Annotated in this window: 13 protein-coding genes and 1 other RNA gene; 7 read left to right on the top strand and 7 right to left on the bottom strand. The window is 70.3% G+C overall.

Features of this window, described 5'->3' with window-relative positions; all coding sequences use genetic code 11:
- Positions 1-187: 187 nt before the first annotated feature.
- The 3 genes from FRW57_RS02240 to FRW57_RS02230 all read right to left on the bottom strand — a co-directional run bounded on the left by FRW57_RS02240 (position 188) and on the right by FRW57_RS02230 (position 4219).
- A complete protein-coding gene (locus tag FRW57_RS02240) occupies positions 188-1738 on the bottom strand; it encodes an MFS transporter (RefSeq protein ID WP_137122592.1) in 1551 nt (516 codons plus the stop codon).
- A gap of 154 nt (positions 1739-1892) precedes the next feature.
- Positions 1893-2492, bottom strand: coding sequence for a TetR/AcrR family transcriptional regulator (locus FRW57_RS02235; protein WP_137122591.1), 600 nt, complete (start codon positions 2490-2492; stop codon positions 1893-1895).
- Between the two features lie 146 nt (positions 2493-2638).
- On the bottom strand, positions 2639-4219 hold the full coding sequence (locus tag FRW57_RS02230) for an MDR family MFS transporter (RefSeq protein WP_137122590.1): 1581 nt from the start codon (positions 4217-4219) through the stop codon (positions 2639-2641).
- Between the two features lie 136 nt (positions 4220-4355).
- Between FRW57_RS02230 and FRW57_RS02225 the strand changes: the two genes are divergently transcribed.
- Positions 4356-4979: a TetR/AcrR family transcriptional regulator gene (locus FRW57_RS02225; protein ID WP_162308235.1), complete on the top strand. Its 624-nt coding sequence runs from the start codon at positions 4356-4358 to the stop codon at positions 4977-4979.
- Between the two features lie 54 nt (positions 4980-5033).
- Here FRW57_RS02225 and FRW57_RS02220 read toward each other — a convergent pair whose 3' ends face one another.
- Positions 5034-6059, bottom strand: a complete 1026-nt coding sequence (locus FRW57_RS02220; RefSeq protein ID WP_137122588.1) for an NADP-dependent oxidoreductase — start codon at positions 6057-6059, stop codon at positions 5034-5036.
- Between the two features lie 201 nt (positions 6060-6260).
- Between FRW57_RS02220 and ssrA the strand changes: the two genes are divergently transcribed.
- Together ssrA and FRW57_RS02210 are read left to right on the top strand one after the other, a co-directional pair.
- Positions 6261-6627: a transfer-messenger RNA gene (gene ssrA / locus FRW57_RS02215) on the top strand.
- Positions 6628-6743: 116 nt separating this feature from the next.
- On the top strand, positions 6744-6938 hold the full coding sequence (locus tag FRW57_RS02210; RefSeq protein ID WP_137122066.1) for a hypothetical protein: 195 nt from the start codon (positions 6744-6746) through the stop codon (positions 6936-6938).
- 17 nt (positions 6939-6955) lie between these two features.
- On the opposite strand, the gene trxA is transcribed toward FRW57_RS02210, so the two are convergent.
- Positions 6956-7333, bottom strand: coding sequence for a thioredoxin (gene trxA / locus FRW57_RS02205; RefSeq protein WP_137122067.1), 378 nt, complete (start codon positions 7331-7333; stop codon positions 6956-6958).
- A 132-nt stretch (positions 7334-7465) separates the two neighbouring features.
- Positions 7466-7777 carry a hypothetical protein gene (locus FRW57_RS02200; protein ID WP_137122068.1) on the bottom strand — a complete coding sequence of 104 codons (312 nt, stop codon included), beginning with the start codon at positions 7775-7777 and terminating at the stop codon, positions 7466-7468.
- A gap of 112 nt (positions 7778-7889) precedes the next feature.
- Between FRW57_RS02200 and FRW57_RS02195 the strand changes: the two genes are divergently transcribed.
- Positions 7890-9836 carry a lytic transglycosylase domain-containing protein gene (locus FRW57_RS02195; protein WP_152185186.1) on the top strand — a complete coding sequence of 649 codons (1947 nt, stop codon included), beginning with the start codon at positions 7890-7892 and terminating at the stop codon, positions 9834-9836.
- A gap of 36 nt (positions 9837-9872) precedes the next feature.
- On the opposite strand, the gene FRW57_RS02190 is transcribed toward FRW57_RS02195, so the two are convergent.
- Positions 9873-11249 carry a glutamine synthetase family protein gene (locus FRW57_RS02190; protein WP_203230184.1) on the bottom strand — a complete coding sequence of 459 codons (1377 nt, stop codon included), beginning with the start codon at positions 11247-11249 and terminating at the stop codon, positions 9873-9875.
- A gap of 148 nt (positions 11250-11397) precedes the next feature.
- On the opposite strand from FRW57_RS02190, the gene FRW57_RS02185 reads away from it, so the two are divergent.
- From FRW57_RS02185 to FRW57_RS02175, 3 genes are all read left to right on the top strand, one after another.
- Entirely contained in the window at positions 11398-12858 is a 1461-nt protein-coding gene (locus FRW57_RS02185) for an APC family permease (RefSeq protein WP_137122070.1), read from the top strand.
- The gene (locus FRW57_RS02180; RefSeq protein WP_137122071.1) at positions 12859-14007 is read left to right on the top strand and encodes an amidohydrolase family protein; all 1149 of its coding nucleotides are present in this window, start codon (positions 12859-12861) and stop codon (positions 14005-14007) included.
- Positions 14000-14386 (top strand): M20/M25/M40 family metallo-hydrolase (locus FRW57_RS02175; protein ID WP_162529227.1); only part of this gene is annotated, 387 nt, incomplete at its 3' end. The genes FRW57_RS02180 and FRW57_RS02175, both read left to right, overlap by 8 nt.

Raw genomic sequence — 14386 nt, 5'->3', positions numbered from 1 at the left:
CCGCGGCGAACGGCACACGTAGAGCTGTGCTGTTCGTCGGCAACTGTGCCGCTCGTCCCCAGGGGGCCTTCAGTCGACGCTCCCGGGAGCGACTGCTCACATCGTCCGTCGACACCACGCGGTGCCGCCGAGACGGCGGTGCCGGGCCGGTTCCCCCGAGGGACCGGCCGGGCACCAGCGAGGACGGTCAGCCGACGGGCGCGGGCTCCAGCTCCTCGCGGGCGGCGAGGGTCTGGTGCCGCACGGTCAGGCCGACGAAGATCAGCAGCGCTGCGAAGAGGATCATCCCGGCAGCGACCATGAAGCCCTGGGTCGAGGCGTAGGTCTGCGCCTGCAGCGCGATCTGGTGTTGCGCCGCGGCCAGCTGGTTGCTGGTCGGCGTGCCGCCGGCCGGCACGTGGGCCTGCGCGGCGGTGGCCAGCTCGGCGGCCTTGTCCTTGAAGGCGCTCGTGAAGACGGTGGTCAGCGCGGCGAGTCCGATCGCGCCGCCGATCTGCTGCATCGTGTTGAGCGCCGCCGAGGCTGCCCCGGAGTCTTCGTCCTTCACGCCGGCCACCGCGGTCAGGGTCATCGGCACGAAGGTGAGGCCGAGACCGAAGGAGAGCACCACGACCCACGGCAGCAGCCCGGTGACGTAGCTGCTGCCCGTCGTCAGGTGGGTGAAGCCCCACATGCCGACGGTTGCGAGCAGGGCTCCGGGTCCCGAGATCCACCGCGGGTCGACTCGGCTGGCCAGGCTCGACGCCAACGCGGCGGCGGCCACCATGCCGAAGCTGAACGGCAGGAAGGCGAAACCGGACTTCAGCGGCGAGTAGCCCAGGACCTGCTGGATGAACAGGCCGAGGAAGTAGAACATCGCGAAGAGGCCCGCGCCCACAAACAGCATCGCCAGCAGGCTCACGCCACGGGTGCGGTCGGTGAGGATGCGGATCGGCAGCAGCGCGTGCGGGTTCGAACGCTCCAGGAACACGAAGACCGTCAACAGGATGGCACCGGCGAGCAACGAACCGATGGTGACGGGGTCGCTCCACCCGGCGGGGGTGGCGGCGTGGGTGAGCCCGTAGACGATGCCGACCAGGCCGGCGGTGCCGGTGAGGGCGCCGCGCAGGTCGAATCTTCCTTCGTGGCGGTCGGACTCGGCCAGGTAGCGCGGTGCGAGGAAGGCCACGAAAAGGCCCACCGGTACGTTGACGAAGAAGGTGAGCCGCCAGTCGAGCTCGGTCAGTGCCCCGCCCAGGATGAGGCCGACGGCAGCGCCGGCTCCGGACATCGCGGCATACACGCCCATCGCGCGGTTGCGTTCCTTGCCCGCGGGGAAGGTGGTGGTGATCAGGGCGAGGGCGGCGGGCGACGCGATCGCGGCTCCGGCGCCCTGCACGACGCGGGAGGCCAGCAGCATCGTCTCGTTGACGGCGAGCCCGCCCACCAGCGAGGCGCCGGCGAACAGCAGCACGCCGACGACGAACATCCGCCGTCGGCCGAGGATGTCGCCGAGCCTGCCCCCGAGAAGCAGCAGGCTGCCCAGGGCGAGGGCGTAGGCGTTGACCACCCACGACAGGCCGCTCTGGCTGAACCCGAGCGCGGACTGGATGTGGGGGAGGGCGATGTTCACGATGGTGCCGTCGAGCACGATCATGAGCTGGGCGCCACCGATGACGGCGAGCGCGATGCCGAGACCACGCGGTTTGGCCGCGGGAGCCTCGGGGAGGTCCGCCGGAAGGGCGGTGACGGTGGACATGGGCGTGGCCAAGCCTTTCTGGTTCAAGGGGATTCAGAGTGCGCCGCGTGAGGAGCGCACCGGGTTCAGGGCGTGCGGTATGGCGGTCGGTCCGGCTGTGGGTGCACGGCGCCGGGGCCGCGGGCGGGTGGGGGAGAGGTGGGCGGCAGCGAGCTCAGTCGTCGCGCCGGGTGGCCCGACAGGCGGGCAGGACGATGGCGTCGACCAGGGAGGCGATGTCCTCCGGGGTCAGGTACTTCTTGAAGACGAACTCCTCGTGCGTGCACAAGGCGGGCAGCACCTTGGCCAGCTGCTCCAGGTCCGCGCCGGGGCCGACCTCGCCCCGGTCGCGAGCCCGTTCGAAGACCTCGAGAGCTTGCGCCATCTTCGGTCCGATGAACTGTTCGTGGAACGCCTTGAACAGCTCCGGGTCGCGATGCAGCGCCGGGATGATCGCGCCGATCAACGCTGAAAGGTCCTCGCTCAGACCGCCCGGGACACAGGCGAGTTCGAGCAGGTCGCCGCGCAGGGTCCCGGTGTCGGGCACCTCCGCGGCCTCGCTGCACCTGGTGGCCACGAGGGCGTCGATCACCATCTCGGACTTGGTGGGCCAGCGGCGATACAGCGTTGCCTTGCTGGCCCGGACCGCGCCGGCCACGGCATCGAACGTGAGCTTGTCGTATCCGGACTCGATCAGCTCGGCGAGCACCGCACGATGGATCTCGGCCTCGCGCTCGCCCTCGACGCGGGGCCGCGTGCGGGTGGTGGTCGTCATGGTGAGGTCCTTCGCCGGTGTCTTTCCCTGCTCGTCCGTCCGAGGCCGGACGCTGTCCGTGGATGGAACGAAACTGTTTCGTTTCATCCACAGTACGCCCAACGTATGGCGCCGTCCACTTGATTCCCGGGTGGCCGAAAAAACACTCACGGGGTCACCGAGTCCACGCTGGTGCGCATGGGGACCTCGCGGACCAGCAGGGCCGCCACCAGACCCAGTGCCGCGGCCGCCGCGCCGACCCAGAAGACGCCCTGGATCCCGTGCGTCACGGCAAGTTGCAGTGCGTCCTGGACCTGGGTCGGGAGCTGGGGCACGACGGAGGGCGGCAACTGTGCACCGCCGGATGCGAGGTGTTGCCCCTCTGCGCCGAGCGACGCCTCGAGGCTGTCCCGGAGGCGCGCGGTGTAGAGCGATCCCATGATGGCGGTGCCGATCGACATACCCATCGTCTGCAGGAACTTGTTGGCGCCCATCGCCGCTCCCATGACGCGCAGCCCGACGCTGTTCTGCGCGATCAGCTGGCTGGGCTGCATGAGCGAGCCGAGGCCGAGGCCGAGGACGGCCATCATCGCGCCGGTCGCCAAGGTGCCCGTGTCGACGTGGAGTTGGGTGAACAGCGCCATCCCGAGTGTCAGGCCGCTCGCTCCCACGAGGGCGAAGGCGCGAGACCGGCCGGTGCGGGTCATCAGCTGCCCGACCGAGAACGAGGCGACCATCAGGCCCAGCATCATCGGCAGCAGGAGCACGCCGCTGCTCGTGGCGGACTCGCCCTGCACCAGCTGTTGGAACTGCGGCAGGTAGGCCGCGGCGCCCAGCATGGCCATCCCGCCGAGGAAGGTCAGCGCCCCGGAGAGAGTGAAGTTGCGGCTGCGGAAGATCTCCAGCGGCAGGATCGGCTCGTCGGTGCGCCCCTCGTGCCAGACGAAGGTGAGCAGGCCCAGCACCGTGACGGCACCGAGGCCGATCAGCTGCCAGGAACCCCAGCCGTATCGCGTGCCGGCCCAGGTGGCGAAGAGCACCGCCGAGCTGGCCCAGACCGCGAGGAGGCCCGCGCCGGTCCAGTCGATCACCGGCCGTCCCCTCTCGGGTCGAGCAGGCAGGTGCAGCGTCGCGACCACGACAGCCATGGCGAGGAGGCCGATCGGCAGGTTGATGTAGAAGATCCAGTGCCAGGAGGCGTGGTCGGTGATCCAACCGCCGACGAGCGGACCGCCGATCATGGCGATCGGCATCACCGCGCTCACGGCGCCGGTGTAGCGCCCGCGCTCCCGGGGTGAGACCAGCTCGGCGATGACGGCGATCACGCCGACCATGAGACCGCCCGCGCCCACGCCCTGCAGGGCCCGGAACCCGATCAGCTCGAGCATCGACTGCGAGAGCCCGGTGAGGGCGGAGCCGGTGAGGAACAGCCCGATGGAGACGAGCAGCGCGGGCTTGCGGCCGAACAGGTCGCCCAGCTTGCCCCACATGAGGCTGGTCACGGCCATCGCGAGGGTGTAGCTGGTCAGGACCCAGGACAGGTGGTCGAGCCCGCCGAGGTCGCCGACGATCGTGGGCAGGGCAGGGCCGACCACCGTGTTGTCGAGCATCGCGAGCAGGATGCACAGCAGCAGTCCGCTCATGATGATCCAGATCTCGCGGCTGCTGCGCGCGGGTGGAAGAGCGGTCGTGGGGCGCACCCTGGTGTCGACCGGTGTGCCGCCCTGACGGGTGGTGTCTGTGCTCATGCTCGTACTCCTCGAACGGTGCTTACTAGCCGACCGGCAAGTTTCTTACTTGACGAACGGTAAGTCGACCCCTAGCCGGTCGTCAAGTAGAATTCCTCAGCAGATACTCAGGACCGATGTCGAGGAGGGACGGTCGATGGCAGCAGCAGGTCAGTCACCAGCCGAGTCGAGCGCGGGCGATGCGGGAGAGGTCGTGCAGCGAGGGACCCGGCAACGGATCCTCGAGGTCTCACTGCGGTTGTTCACCGACCAGGGCTACGACGGCACCTCGCTGCGCCAGATCGCCGAGGAGCTGGGGGTCACCAAGGCGGCGCTCTACTACCACTTCCGCACCAAGGAGGAGATCCTCCAGAGCCTGATGGCCACGCTCCAGGAGGAGCTGCGGGCGCTGGCCGACTGGGCCGACGAGCAGGAGCCGGGACCGTCCACGCGGGAGGAGCTGCTGCACCGGGCCGTCGCCCTGGCGCTCGGCCCGGTGAGTTCGGTGATGCAGATGGCCCAGCAGAACCAGGCCGCGTTGCGGGAGCTGGAGTCGGAGCGCGAGCACGAGGCGCCCCCGATCGAGCTGTTCCAGCGCATCATCGCGCCGCTCGTGCCGCCCGGTGCCGGCTACGAGGAGACGGTTCGGGCTCGGGCCGCACTGTTCAGCGTCGTCGCCGGCACCGTGCTCACCCGCGACCTCGGCGCCGACATCGACGTCGAGGAGCGCCGGGCCGTGGCGCTGCGCATCGCCCACGACGTGCTGGGCGCCGAGGACTGACGCGGCAGGGTCGTCGCAGTCCTTCGCACCCGCAGCCGCGCCGCTCGGCGCCGTTCAGAGCCGGACGAGCATCTTGCCGGTGTTCCCGCCGGCGAGCAGGTCGCGGAAGGCGTCCACCGCGTGCTCCAGGCCGTCGACGACCGTCTCCCGCCACACGATCCTGCCGTCAGCGAGCCACTGCCCGACCTCGGCCTGGAAGTGCGGTTGCAGGTCGTTGTGATCGCCGACCAGGAAGCCCCGCAACGTGATTCGCTTGCCCACGAGCATGAAGAGGTTGCGCGGGCCGGGCGGCGGCTCGGTGGCGTTGTAGCTCGAGATGGCCCCGCAGAGCGCAGCCCGACCGTGCGTTCGCAGGCTCGAGATCGCGGCCTCGAGGTGGTCACCGCCGACGTTGTCGAAGTAGACGTCGATGCCGTGCGGAGCTGCTTCGCGCAGGCCGTCCCGGATCGGCGAGGCCTTGTAGTCGATCGCCGCGTCGACGCCGAGCTCGTCGCGCAGCCAGCGCACCTTGTCCGGCCCACCGGCGCTGCCGATGATCCGGCTGGCGCCCTTGAGCCGCGCGATCTGCACCACGAGCGAGCCGACCGCGCCAGCCGCGCCAGAGACGAAGACGGCGTCTCCCTCGGTGAACTCGGCGACCCGCGTGAGCCCGACGTAGGCGGTCAGGCCCGGCATGCCGAGCACGCCGAGGTAGGACTGGGCAGGGGCCAGCTGCGTGTCGACCCGCCGGGTCTTCGCGGCGTCCAAGAGGGCATGGCTGCGCCAGCCGGACCCGTGCAGCACCGTGTCGCCGACCTCGAGCTCCTCGTCTGAGCCGTCCCGGGCCTCCCCCGAGACCCGTTCGACGACGCCGACCGCGCCACCGTCCATCGGCTCGTCCAGGGCGAACGGGGCGACATACGACTTCACGTCGTTCATCCGGCCCCTCATGTAGGGGTCGACCGACAGGAAGGTGTTGCGCACCAGGACCTGTCCCTCGCCCGGTGCAGGCAGGGTGCTCGTATCCAGCGAGAAGTCGTCGTCGGTCGGTATGCCGTGGGGTCGCCGGACCAGGTGCCAGGCCTGCGCTGTGGTCGTCATGCCCCCAGTGTGGCTGTCTGGACCACTCCACCGGCGCCAAGGTCCTTGTGCCACCGCGCGCCGCCAGGGCCGCGAAGGGCCGGCGTGGAATCTGTGGGCGGCGTGAAGCGTTGAGCAGGTAGGCTGGGAGACGCCGGCACGGCATACGCCCGAAGCTCCCGGTGATTGACAACTGCACAGCGTGACGTGTTGCACCCCCATGGGGGTGATCGGTTTCGACGTTGGTCGTCTAGTCAGGGGAAGCGGGTCGAGGATGCAAGGTCATCTCGTCAACGCTCCTTGCAAACCAATAGGTGCCAATTCCAAGCGCACCGACTTCGCCCTCGCCGCCTGAGCGAGCTCCGAAGTCCGTCAGCCTGAGTTTGCTATTGGCTCAGTTCCTGGCGTCAGCTAGATAGCTTGCTGCGTGGTCATGTCGTGGGGCCACGCGGGACTCTTACGCGACTGGGCCCGTCAGCGGACGTGTGCGCGCGAGCGCTGGGGCCGAGAAAATCCATAGCGCACTGCACCCGGAGAAGCCCTGGTTTCGCGTCAACGGACGCGGGTTCGATTCCCGCCACCTCCACCACCCCTGCACCACGTCACGCACGCAGTCGACGAAGGGCCCGGCCAGCAGGTCGGGCCCTTCGTCGTGTCCGTATGCCGTGTCCGTGTGCGTGTGCTCATGCAAAGTCCCGGCCGCGCGTGCAGCGGCAGGTCGCCGCGTTCCTCGCCGGGCACACGGTCGAGCGATCGGTGCCGTGGTGGTGGCCGGTCGCCAGGGCGGCCGGTGCCGGGTGGCAGGCACCGGCGCTGCCGCTGGGCCTCAATCCGGTGTGGCGCGCACGCGGGGTGCGCGACACCGCCTTCGGTCAAGACGGCTGCGGCTCAGCCGGGTGACGGAGGAAAGCAGAGGCTCAGGCGTTCGAGCGCTTGGCCTCTTCCTCGGCGACCTGGGCCCGCACGTCATCCATGTCGAGACCGCGCACGCCTTCGATGACCTGCTCGAGCGCCGCCGGCGGCAGCGCCCCGGGCTGGGCGAACACCAGGATGCCCTCGCGGAAGGCCATCAACGTCGGAATCGAGGTGATGTTGGCGGCCGCGGCCAGGCCCTGCTCGGCCTCGGTGTCGACCTTGCCGAAGGTGATGTCGTCGTGCTTGGTCGCCGCCTGCTCGTAGACGGGGGCGAACTGCCGACACGGGCCACACCACGAGGCCCAGAAGTCCACCAGCACGATGTCCTGGTCGGTGATGGTCTTCTCGAAGGTCGCCTCGGTGAGGGCGGTGGTGGACATGGTCTGCCTTTCGGACGGGAAGGGGTATCGACCAGTACAAGGACCTGCGCCGGCCGGTCATTCCCCCCGTGACCCATGTGGCTGGAGAGGCTCGGGAGGCCAACGCCGGGTCAAGAGTCCGTGCGCGTCCCGTCATTCCCCTGCCGGCGAGCCGGGGTCGAACGTAGGCTCGTGGCTCAGGACGTCACGCAGCGCGGAGGGGTCGATGGGATCAGGGTCGGGAGCTCGCCGGGAGCCGGCACGCCGTTCCGGGAGCCGCCTGCGCACCACCTTGGCCTCCGCCGCAGCGGTGGCCTGTGTCGCCGCGTCCGCTGTGAGCAGCATCCCCCTCGAGGCCAGGGCCGCGGATGCTCCGGGGGCTCCGTCAGCTCGGGCGGCTCGGGTGGCGCAGACCAGCACCGGCCGTGCCGTCCCGGCGGCATTCGCGAGCCCGGCACCCGTCACTTCGTCGAGGCGAGCTCTGCTTTCCGAGCTCGCCGAGCAAGCAGCTCGTTCCGTCGATGTGGCGCCGAGCTGGGTGGACGCGGGACAACGGGCAGCCCGTGGTGGTGCACGAGTGGTCCGCCAGTTGAGCACCACGGTGCTCGAGGGAACCGCGCCGACCGACATCCCGTCCTCGGCCCTCGGTATCCCGGGCACCGTGCTCGCGGCCTACCACCAGGCGGCCGACGAGACGGCTCGCACGGACCCGACGTGTGGGGTCCCGTGGTGGCTGCTGGCCGGCATCGGCCGGATCGAGTCGGGGCACGCATCGGGCGGGCGGGTCGACAGCCACGGCAACACGCTCGGTCGCATTCTCGGGCCCCGGCTGGACGGTTCGATGGCGGGCAACGCGGTGATCCACGACAGCGACGGGGGTGCCTTCGACGGCGATCCGCACTACGACCGCGCAGTCGGCCCGATGCAGTTCCTGCCCGGTACCTGGGCCGGCGTCCGGGCCGACGGCAACGGTGACGGCATCGCCGACCCCAACAACGTGTATGACGCCACGCTCGGGGCCGCGCGCTACCTCTGCTCGGGTGGGGCGGACCTGCGCACTCCGTCAGGGCTGGCGTCGGCGGTGCTGCGCTACAACCACTCAATGGACTACGTGCGGTCCGTGCTCGGCTGGGGCCAGGCCTACCGCGACGGTGACGTCGCGCCGGTCGGCGCGGCGCCCGGTCGTGTCCCGGCAGCCGTGAACCCGCGCCAGGTGCCGGACGAGCCGCCCCAGAACCCTCAACGCACCGGGCGGAAGTCCCGTCCGGCGCCGAGCACGTCGCCAGCTCCGAAGCAGGACTCGCCTCCGGTGCTCGCGGACGGGCCCCGACGGCAGGCCGACTCCGACCAGCCGCCGGCGCCGCCCGCCTCGTCGGAACCGACGCCGACGCCGTCCTCGACGGTCGCCCCCACGAAGGCCCCCTCGAAGCAGGGCAGCACGAAGACCGGGAGTGATGAGCCGGCCGGCGGTGACAAGCCGAGCGGTGACCCGGGCGGTGACCCGACCGGCACCACGAAGCCGCCGAGCACCGACACCACGACGCCTTCCCCCAGCACGGACAGCCCGACCACGCCTCCGACCACGACCAGCACGCCGACCGACCCGCCGTCGGGCACCCCGACCGACCCCCCGACGACGCAGGACCCGACGCCGGTGCAGCCGGGGCAAGCCTGGTCGATCGACGCTCCGACGACATACCAGCCCACATCGTCGGGTGAGCTGGCGACTCCGGCCGGCACGGTCACCGTGACCCACCAAGCACTGGAGGCGGGGGCCACCGTGGAACGCGGCGGGGAACCGGCCACCCCTGCCGACGGCGCCCGCCTGTGGATCGTCTCCGTGCAGTTCAGCGGCGACGCGGCACCCGAGGCGCACACCTCGATCCGCGTCGGAGACGGTGAGCCGGTCTCGGTGCCGGCGACCGGCACGCAGTACCTGGCGGTGACGGTGCCCGCCGGTGTCGAGGTGTCCAGGGCATTGGTCGTCCTGACCGTGACATCCGACGACGGCAGCTGGAGTATCGATGCCGGCACCGGCGGGACAGCCACCGCCTGGGCGCACACCGGCGACGCGCCGGCCGACGTCCAGGTGGTCACCGCGGCCAGTGCGATGAAGGACGGCTACACCGCCGAGCTGCATGGCCTGCGTCTCGGCCAGGCGCACCGGGCGTCCTGGGAACCCGGCTACGGCACGGCCGAGGACGGCACGCAGTGGCTGGTCGTCCCCTACACGCTGGACTCGGCCACCCTCGGGCCGGACGGCTACGCGCAGTCCCGCTGGGCTCCGGGTGGCGTGATCGCAACGGTGAACGGGACAGCCTGTGTCGCGCAGGTCCCCGCCGGACAGGACGGACCGCTCGGAGCCGGGAGCGGTGCCCTCGTCTTCCGGGTGCCCGCGGGCATGACCACGGCCCAGGTCCGCATTGCACCGCAGGTCTCCGTGGTCGAGGACGGCTCCACGGTGAGCGAAGCGCCGGTGGCGACCTTCGAGACCGGGCTCGACTTCACCCTCGGCATCGGCTGATGGCCTGACCCGTCGAGCCCGAGCCGCGGGCAGGGCTCAGTGCACCCAGCGGAGCGCGTCCGCGATCTCCTCGTCGCTCGACTCGGCGAACAGCTCGATCTCGCTCTGGCGGACCGCCACGATGGACGCCACCAGATCAGGTCCGAACGCCCGAGTGAGTACCTCGTCGGCGCGAAACGCCTCGAGGGCAGTGCCGAGGCCGGTCGGCAGCCGCTCGATGCCACGCTCGGCCAGGGTCTCCTCGCCGAGTGCCGCAGGATCGACGTCGACGGGGTCGGGGAGCTCGGAGTGGTCCTCCAAACCGGCCAGCCCGGCGGCCATCAGGCCCGCGAACAGCAGGTAGGGGTTGGCCAGCAGGTCCACGCACTTGACCTCGAGGTTGGCTGCCCAGGGCGCCGACCCCTCTGACCCGGTCACCATCCGCAACGCCGCCTCCCTGTTCTCCAGGCCCCAGCAGGCGTAGTCACCGGCCCAGTGCGACGGCACCAGGCGCAGGTAGCTGGCGGGACTCGGGCAGCCGACCGCGAGCAACGCCGGGAGGCGTTGCAGCACACCGGCGGCGAAGCTCTCACCCTCAGCGGTGAGACCGCAGCGGCGGTCACCGCCGGACATCAGGTTGAGCCCGTCGCGCCACAGGCTCAGGTGCGCGTGGCCGCCGTTGCCGACCCCGGACACGTCGACCTTGGGAGAGAAGGAGGTTCGCAATCCGTGGCGCGCCCCGACCGCCCGGATCGTCGACCGCACGAGCACCGACGTGTCAGCCGCCGCGACGGGCGACTCGGAGGAGACGGCCACCTCCAGCTGCCCGGGGGCGTACTCGGGGTGGAACTGCTCGACCTCGATGCCTTCGTGTTCCAGCGAGGTGACCACGTCCCGGCAGTAGTCGCTGCCGGCGATGAGTCGTGACATCCCATAGCCGGAGCCCACGAAGCCCGGGCGGAACTCCTCGCCGGCACCGTCGGACACGACCCACTCGATCTCGACCGCGCAGCGGGCCGTGATGGCCTGCGCTGCGAGGGCCTCGGTGAGCCTCGCCAGGAGCAACCGGCTGCACTGGGGATGCGGCTCGCCCGACTGCAGGTATCGCTCTCCCGGGGCCCAGGCCCATCCGGGCTGTGCAGCCAGGGGGACGACCCGGTCGAGGTCCGGCACGATGCGCAGGTCGCCGACCGGCTCGGTGCGCTGGCCTGATCCGGCGATCCAGTCGTCGAACCGGAAGCGGTCGAAGCTCGTGGAGAAGCCCGCGCCCCAGCTCGCCAGCTGGGGAAGCCGTCGCAGCGGCACGGACTTGACCCGCGCGATGCCGGAGTTGTCGACGAACGTCGTCGCCACGACCTCGACACCGCGTGCGGCCAGACCTTCCAGCATCCCCTCGGCTCTGCTGCGGCGTTGCTCACGGTCGGCCAGGTCCACGGCAGGTCCTCTCGTTGGGAGCGACGGGCACGGCGCGCGCACGAATGACGACGCCGCTGGACAGGTTATGTGATGGACAGCACACTGTGGCAGGGGCGTAGCGCACTGATCGGGCCAGATCGGGCCACGGACAGAAGAGAGGCGTCGTATGGCAGAGCTCGAGGAGGGCGGCCTCCGACGAGGTCTGTCCGTGTGGCAGGCGGTCGGCATCTCGGTGGCCCTCATGGCTCCGAGCATGGCGATCAACATCAACCCCCAGGGCACGGCGGGACTGATCGGACGGGCCACGCCGCTGGCGTTCTTCCTCGCCGCGATCGCGGTGCTGCTCATCGCCTACGTCTTCGTGCGGCTGTGCCAGTACTACCGGCATGCCGGCTCGGTCTACGTGTTCGCCGGTGCGACCCTCGGTCCCCGTGCTGGGGCCATCGCGGGGTTGGGCCTCATGGGGACCTATGTCTTCTACGCGCTCGTGACGTCGTCGGCTGCGGGCATCTTCGGGGCGGCCTTCCTCGACGACATCGGGGTCTGGAACCACCAACCCTGGTGGGCGGGCTTCGTCGTGGGTGGGATCGCCCTCGCCCTGGCGCTGGTCTTCACCGTCCTGCCCACCAAGAACGCCACGACGACGTTGCTGACCATCGAGGGGCTCACCGTGCTGCTCATCGTCGTCATCGGCGCGATCGTGTTGATCCGGATGCTGGCCGGCAACGCGCCGGGAGACGCACACTTCACCCTCGACGTGTTCACTGTCCCGCAGGGCACGAGCACGTCGAACGTGTTCCTGGGCATCATCTTCGGGCTGTTGTCCTTCGCGGGCTTCGAGGCGGCCGCGACGTTGGGGGAGGAGGCTCACCACCCACGCAAGGACATCCCGAGAGCGATCCTCGGCACGGCCATCTTCGGTGGCGTCTACTTCACCGTGATGACGGCCATCGAGATGATGGCGTTCGGCGCCGACGCGGAGGGCGTGAAGAAGTTCATCGCCTCGCCGGCGCTGATGGGTGACCTCGGCACGACCTACATCGCCTTGTGGGTGGGGGAGGTGATCACGCTGGGGGCCTGCGTCAGCGCCTTCGCCTGCTGCCTGGCCTGTGTGGTGGGCGCGTCCAGGCTGCTCTTCGCGATCAGCCGCGACCTGGGTCCGGGCCACCCGCTGGGACGGACGAACTCATACGGCACACCGGCGGCAGCTGCCGGGGTGGTGACCACGCTGGTCCTGGTGATCGCGATCATCTGCGCGGTCTTCTGCGGCGCCACACCGTTCGACACCTTCTTGTGGAGCGGCACGATCGGCACGCTCATCCTGCTGGTCGCCTACGTGCTGGCCACCATCGGCTGCATCAAGCTGGTCTTCATCGACAAGAAGCTGCCCGTCCCCACCTGGCAGGTCGTCGTGCCGATCGCAGCGCTGCTGATGCTCGGCTACACCATCTGGCGCAACGTCTTCCCCTATCCCGACTCCGGTCCGGCGCGGTTCTTCCCCGTCGTGGCCTTCGGCTGGCTGCTGCTCGTGACGATCGTCATGTTCGCCGTGCCCGGCCTCGCCCGGCGGCTCTCCTTGGGGATGACGAGGATCGACCAGGAGCCTGCCCTCGAGGAGAGCCACTGAATGGCTGGTCCGGCGAGCCCGACCCGGTTCCCTTTCCTGACAGGGCCGTTGGTCGACCATCACTGCCACGGTCTCGTGCTCCGCGACCTCGACCGCCAGCAGTTCGAGGAGCTGCTCAACGAGGCGCCGGGGCCCTCCCCGCTGGGCACGACGATCTTCGAGTCCATGCTCGGCCTGGCGGTCCGCCGCTGGTGCGCGCCGTTGCTCGGTTTGCCGCCGTTGGTGGATGCCGACCACTACCTGAGCCGCCGACGTGAGCTGGGGGCGGTCGAGGTGGCTCGGACGATGCTGGCGGCCGCCGGGACGCAGAGGTACGTCGTGGACACCGGGTTCGAACCTGGAACCATCTGCGGTATCGAGGAACTGGCCGGACTGGCCGAGGCGAGAGCCTCGGAGGTCGTCCGCCTGGAGGTGCTGGCGGAAGGGCTTCTGGACGAGGGTGTTTCGCCCGCCGAGTTCCCCGAACGCTTCACCGACCTCCTGCGTGCCCGAGCGAGGACGCCGGGCGTGGTGGGGGCCAAGAGCGTGGCGGCCTACCGGGTCGGTCTCGATCTGCCGGCCAGCCCTCCGTCGTCCGCGGACGTGGCTGCGGCGCTCGCCGGCCGCGAGCTCCCGGACGGCGGGTGGCGGATCGCCGACCGTGTGGTCAACGGTTGGCTGGCCTGGTCCGCCATCGAGGCCGGGCTGCCGCTCCAGGTCCACGTCGGCTACGGGGACCCCGACCTCAACCTGCTGGACTGCGACCCGCTGCGGATGACCGCTTTCCTGCGCGCCACCCAGGAGCGAGGCGTGCCGGTGCTGCTGTTGCACAACTACCCGTTCCACCGGCACGCGGCCTATCTGGCCCAGGTCTTCGACCACGTCTTCATGGACGTGGGCCTCGCCACCCACAACACGGGAGCGTTGTCGACCACCGTCATCCGTGAATCACTGGAGCTCGTCCCGTTCGGGAAGCTGCTCTACTCCTCGGACGCCTTCGGCCTGGCCGAGCTGTATGCCCTGGGAGCCCTGTTCTTCCGGCGCGGGCTCTCCGAGGTGCTGTCGGGCCTCGTGGAGGCCGGCGAGATGGCCGAGCGAGATGCTGAGCGTGTGGCATCGCTGGTCTGCCGCGAGAACGCCTCACGCGTCTATGGTCTCGAACATGGCTGACCTCATCGAGCACTGGCGGGCCGCGATCGCGGAGGAGCTGCCGGCAGCCGTCGAGCTGCGGCACGAGCTGCATGCCAACCCCCGTGTCAGCGGTGAGGAGGGCCCCACCGCTGAGCGGATCGTGCGCGCGCTCGGCGTCGGCCCGGGCAAGACCGTCGCGGGCACCGGTCGGCTCGTGCCGATGACCGGCGACGGGTCACGACCGGCCATCGCGCTGCGGACCGAGCTGGATGCCCTCCCGGTCCAGGAGGAGACCGACGTGGCCTGGCGGGCCCGGGGCCCGGCGATGCACGCCTGCGGGCACGACGTGCACATGGCTGCGCTGGCGGTCGTGGCGCGCGCGGCCACGCGGATCGAGCTTCCGGTGCCGCTGGTGGCG

It is taken from the genome of Segeticoccus rhizosphaerae, assembly GCF_009192725.1.
GTDB lineage: Bacteria > Actinomycetota > Actinomycetes > Actinomycetales > Dermatophilaceae > Segeticoccus > Segeticoccus rhizosphaerae.
Note: the sequence above shows the minus strand (reverse complement) of the source record. Positions and strands in the feature narration are given on the sequence as shown.

What these genes read in the sequence shown, in the direction of transcription:
- FRW57_RS02240 (WP_137122592.1), bottom strand. Translation starts at nt 1,738, where the DNA reads ATGTCCACCGTCACCGCCCTTCCGGCGGACCTCCCCGAGGCTCCCGCG.
- FRW57_RS02235 (WP_137122591.1), bottom strand. Translation starts at nt 2,492, where the DNA reads ATGACGACCACCACCCGCACGCGGCCCCGCGTCGAGGGCGAGCGCGAG.
- FRW57_RS02230 (WP_137122590.1), bottom strand. Translation starts at nt 4,219, where the DNA reads ATGAGCACAGACACCACCCGTCAGGGCGGCACACCGGTCGACACCAGG.
- FRW57_RS02225 (WP_162308235.1), top strand. Translation starts at nt 4,356, where the DNA reads ATGGCAGCAGCAGGTCAGTCACCAGCCGAGTCGAGCGCGGGCGATGCG.
- FRW57_RS02220 (WP_137122588.1), bottom strand. Translation starts at nt 6,059, where the DNA reads ATGACGACCACAGCGCAGGCCTGGCACCTGGTCCGGCGACCCCACGGC.
- trxA (WP_137122067.1), bottom strand. Translation starts at nt 7,333, where the DNA reads ATGTCCACCACCGCCCTCACCGAGGCGACCTTCGAGAAGACCATCACC.
- FRW57_RS02185 (WP_137122070.1), top strand. Translation starts at nt 11,398, where the DNA reads ATGGCAGAGCTCGAGGAGGGCGGCCTCCGACGAGGTCTGTCCGTGTGG.
- FRW57_RS02180 (WP_137122071.1), top strand. Translation starts at nt 12,859, where the DNA reads ATGGCTGGTCCGGCGAGCCCGACCCGGTTCCCTTTCCTGACAGGGCCG.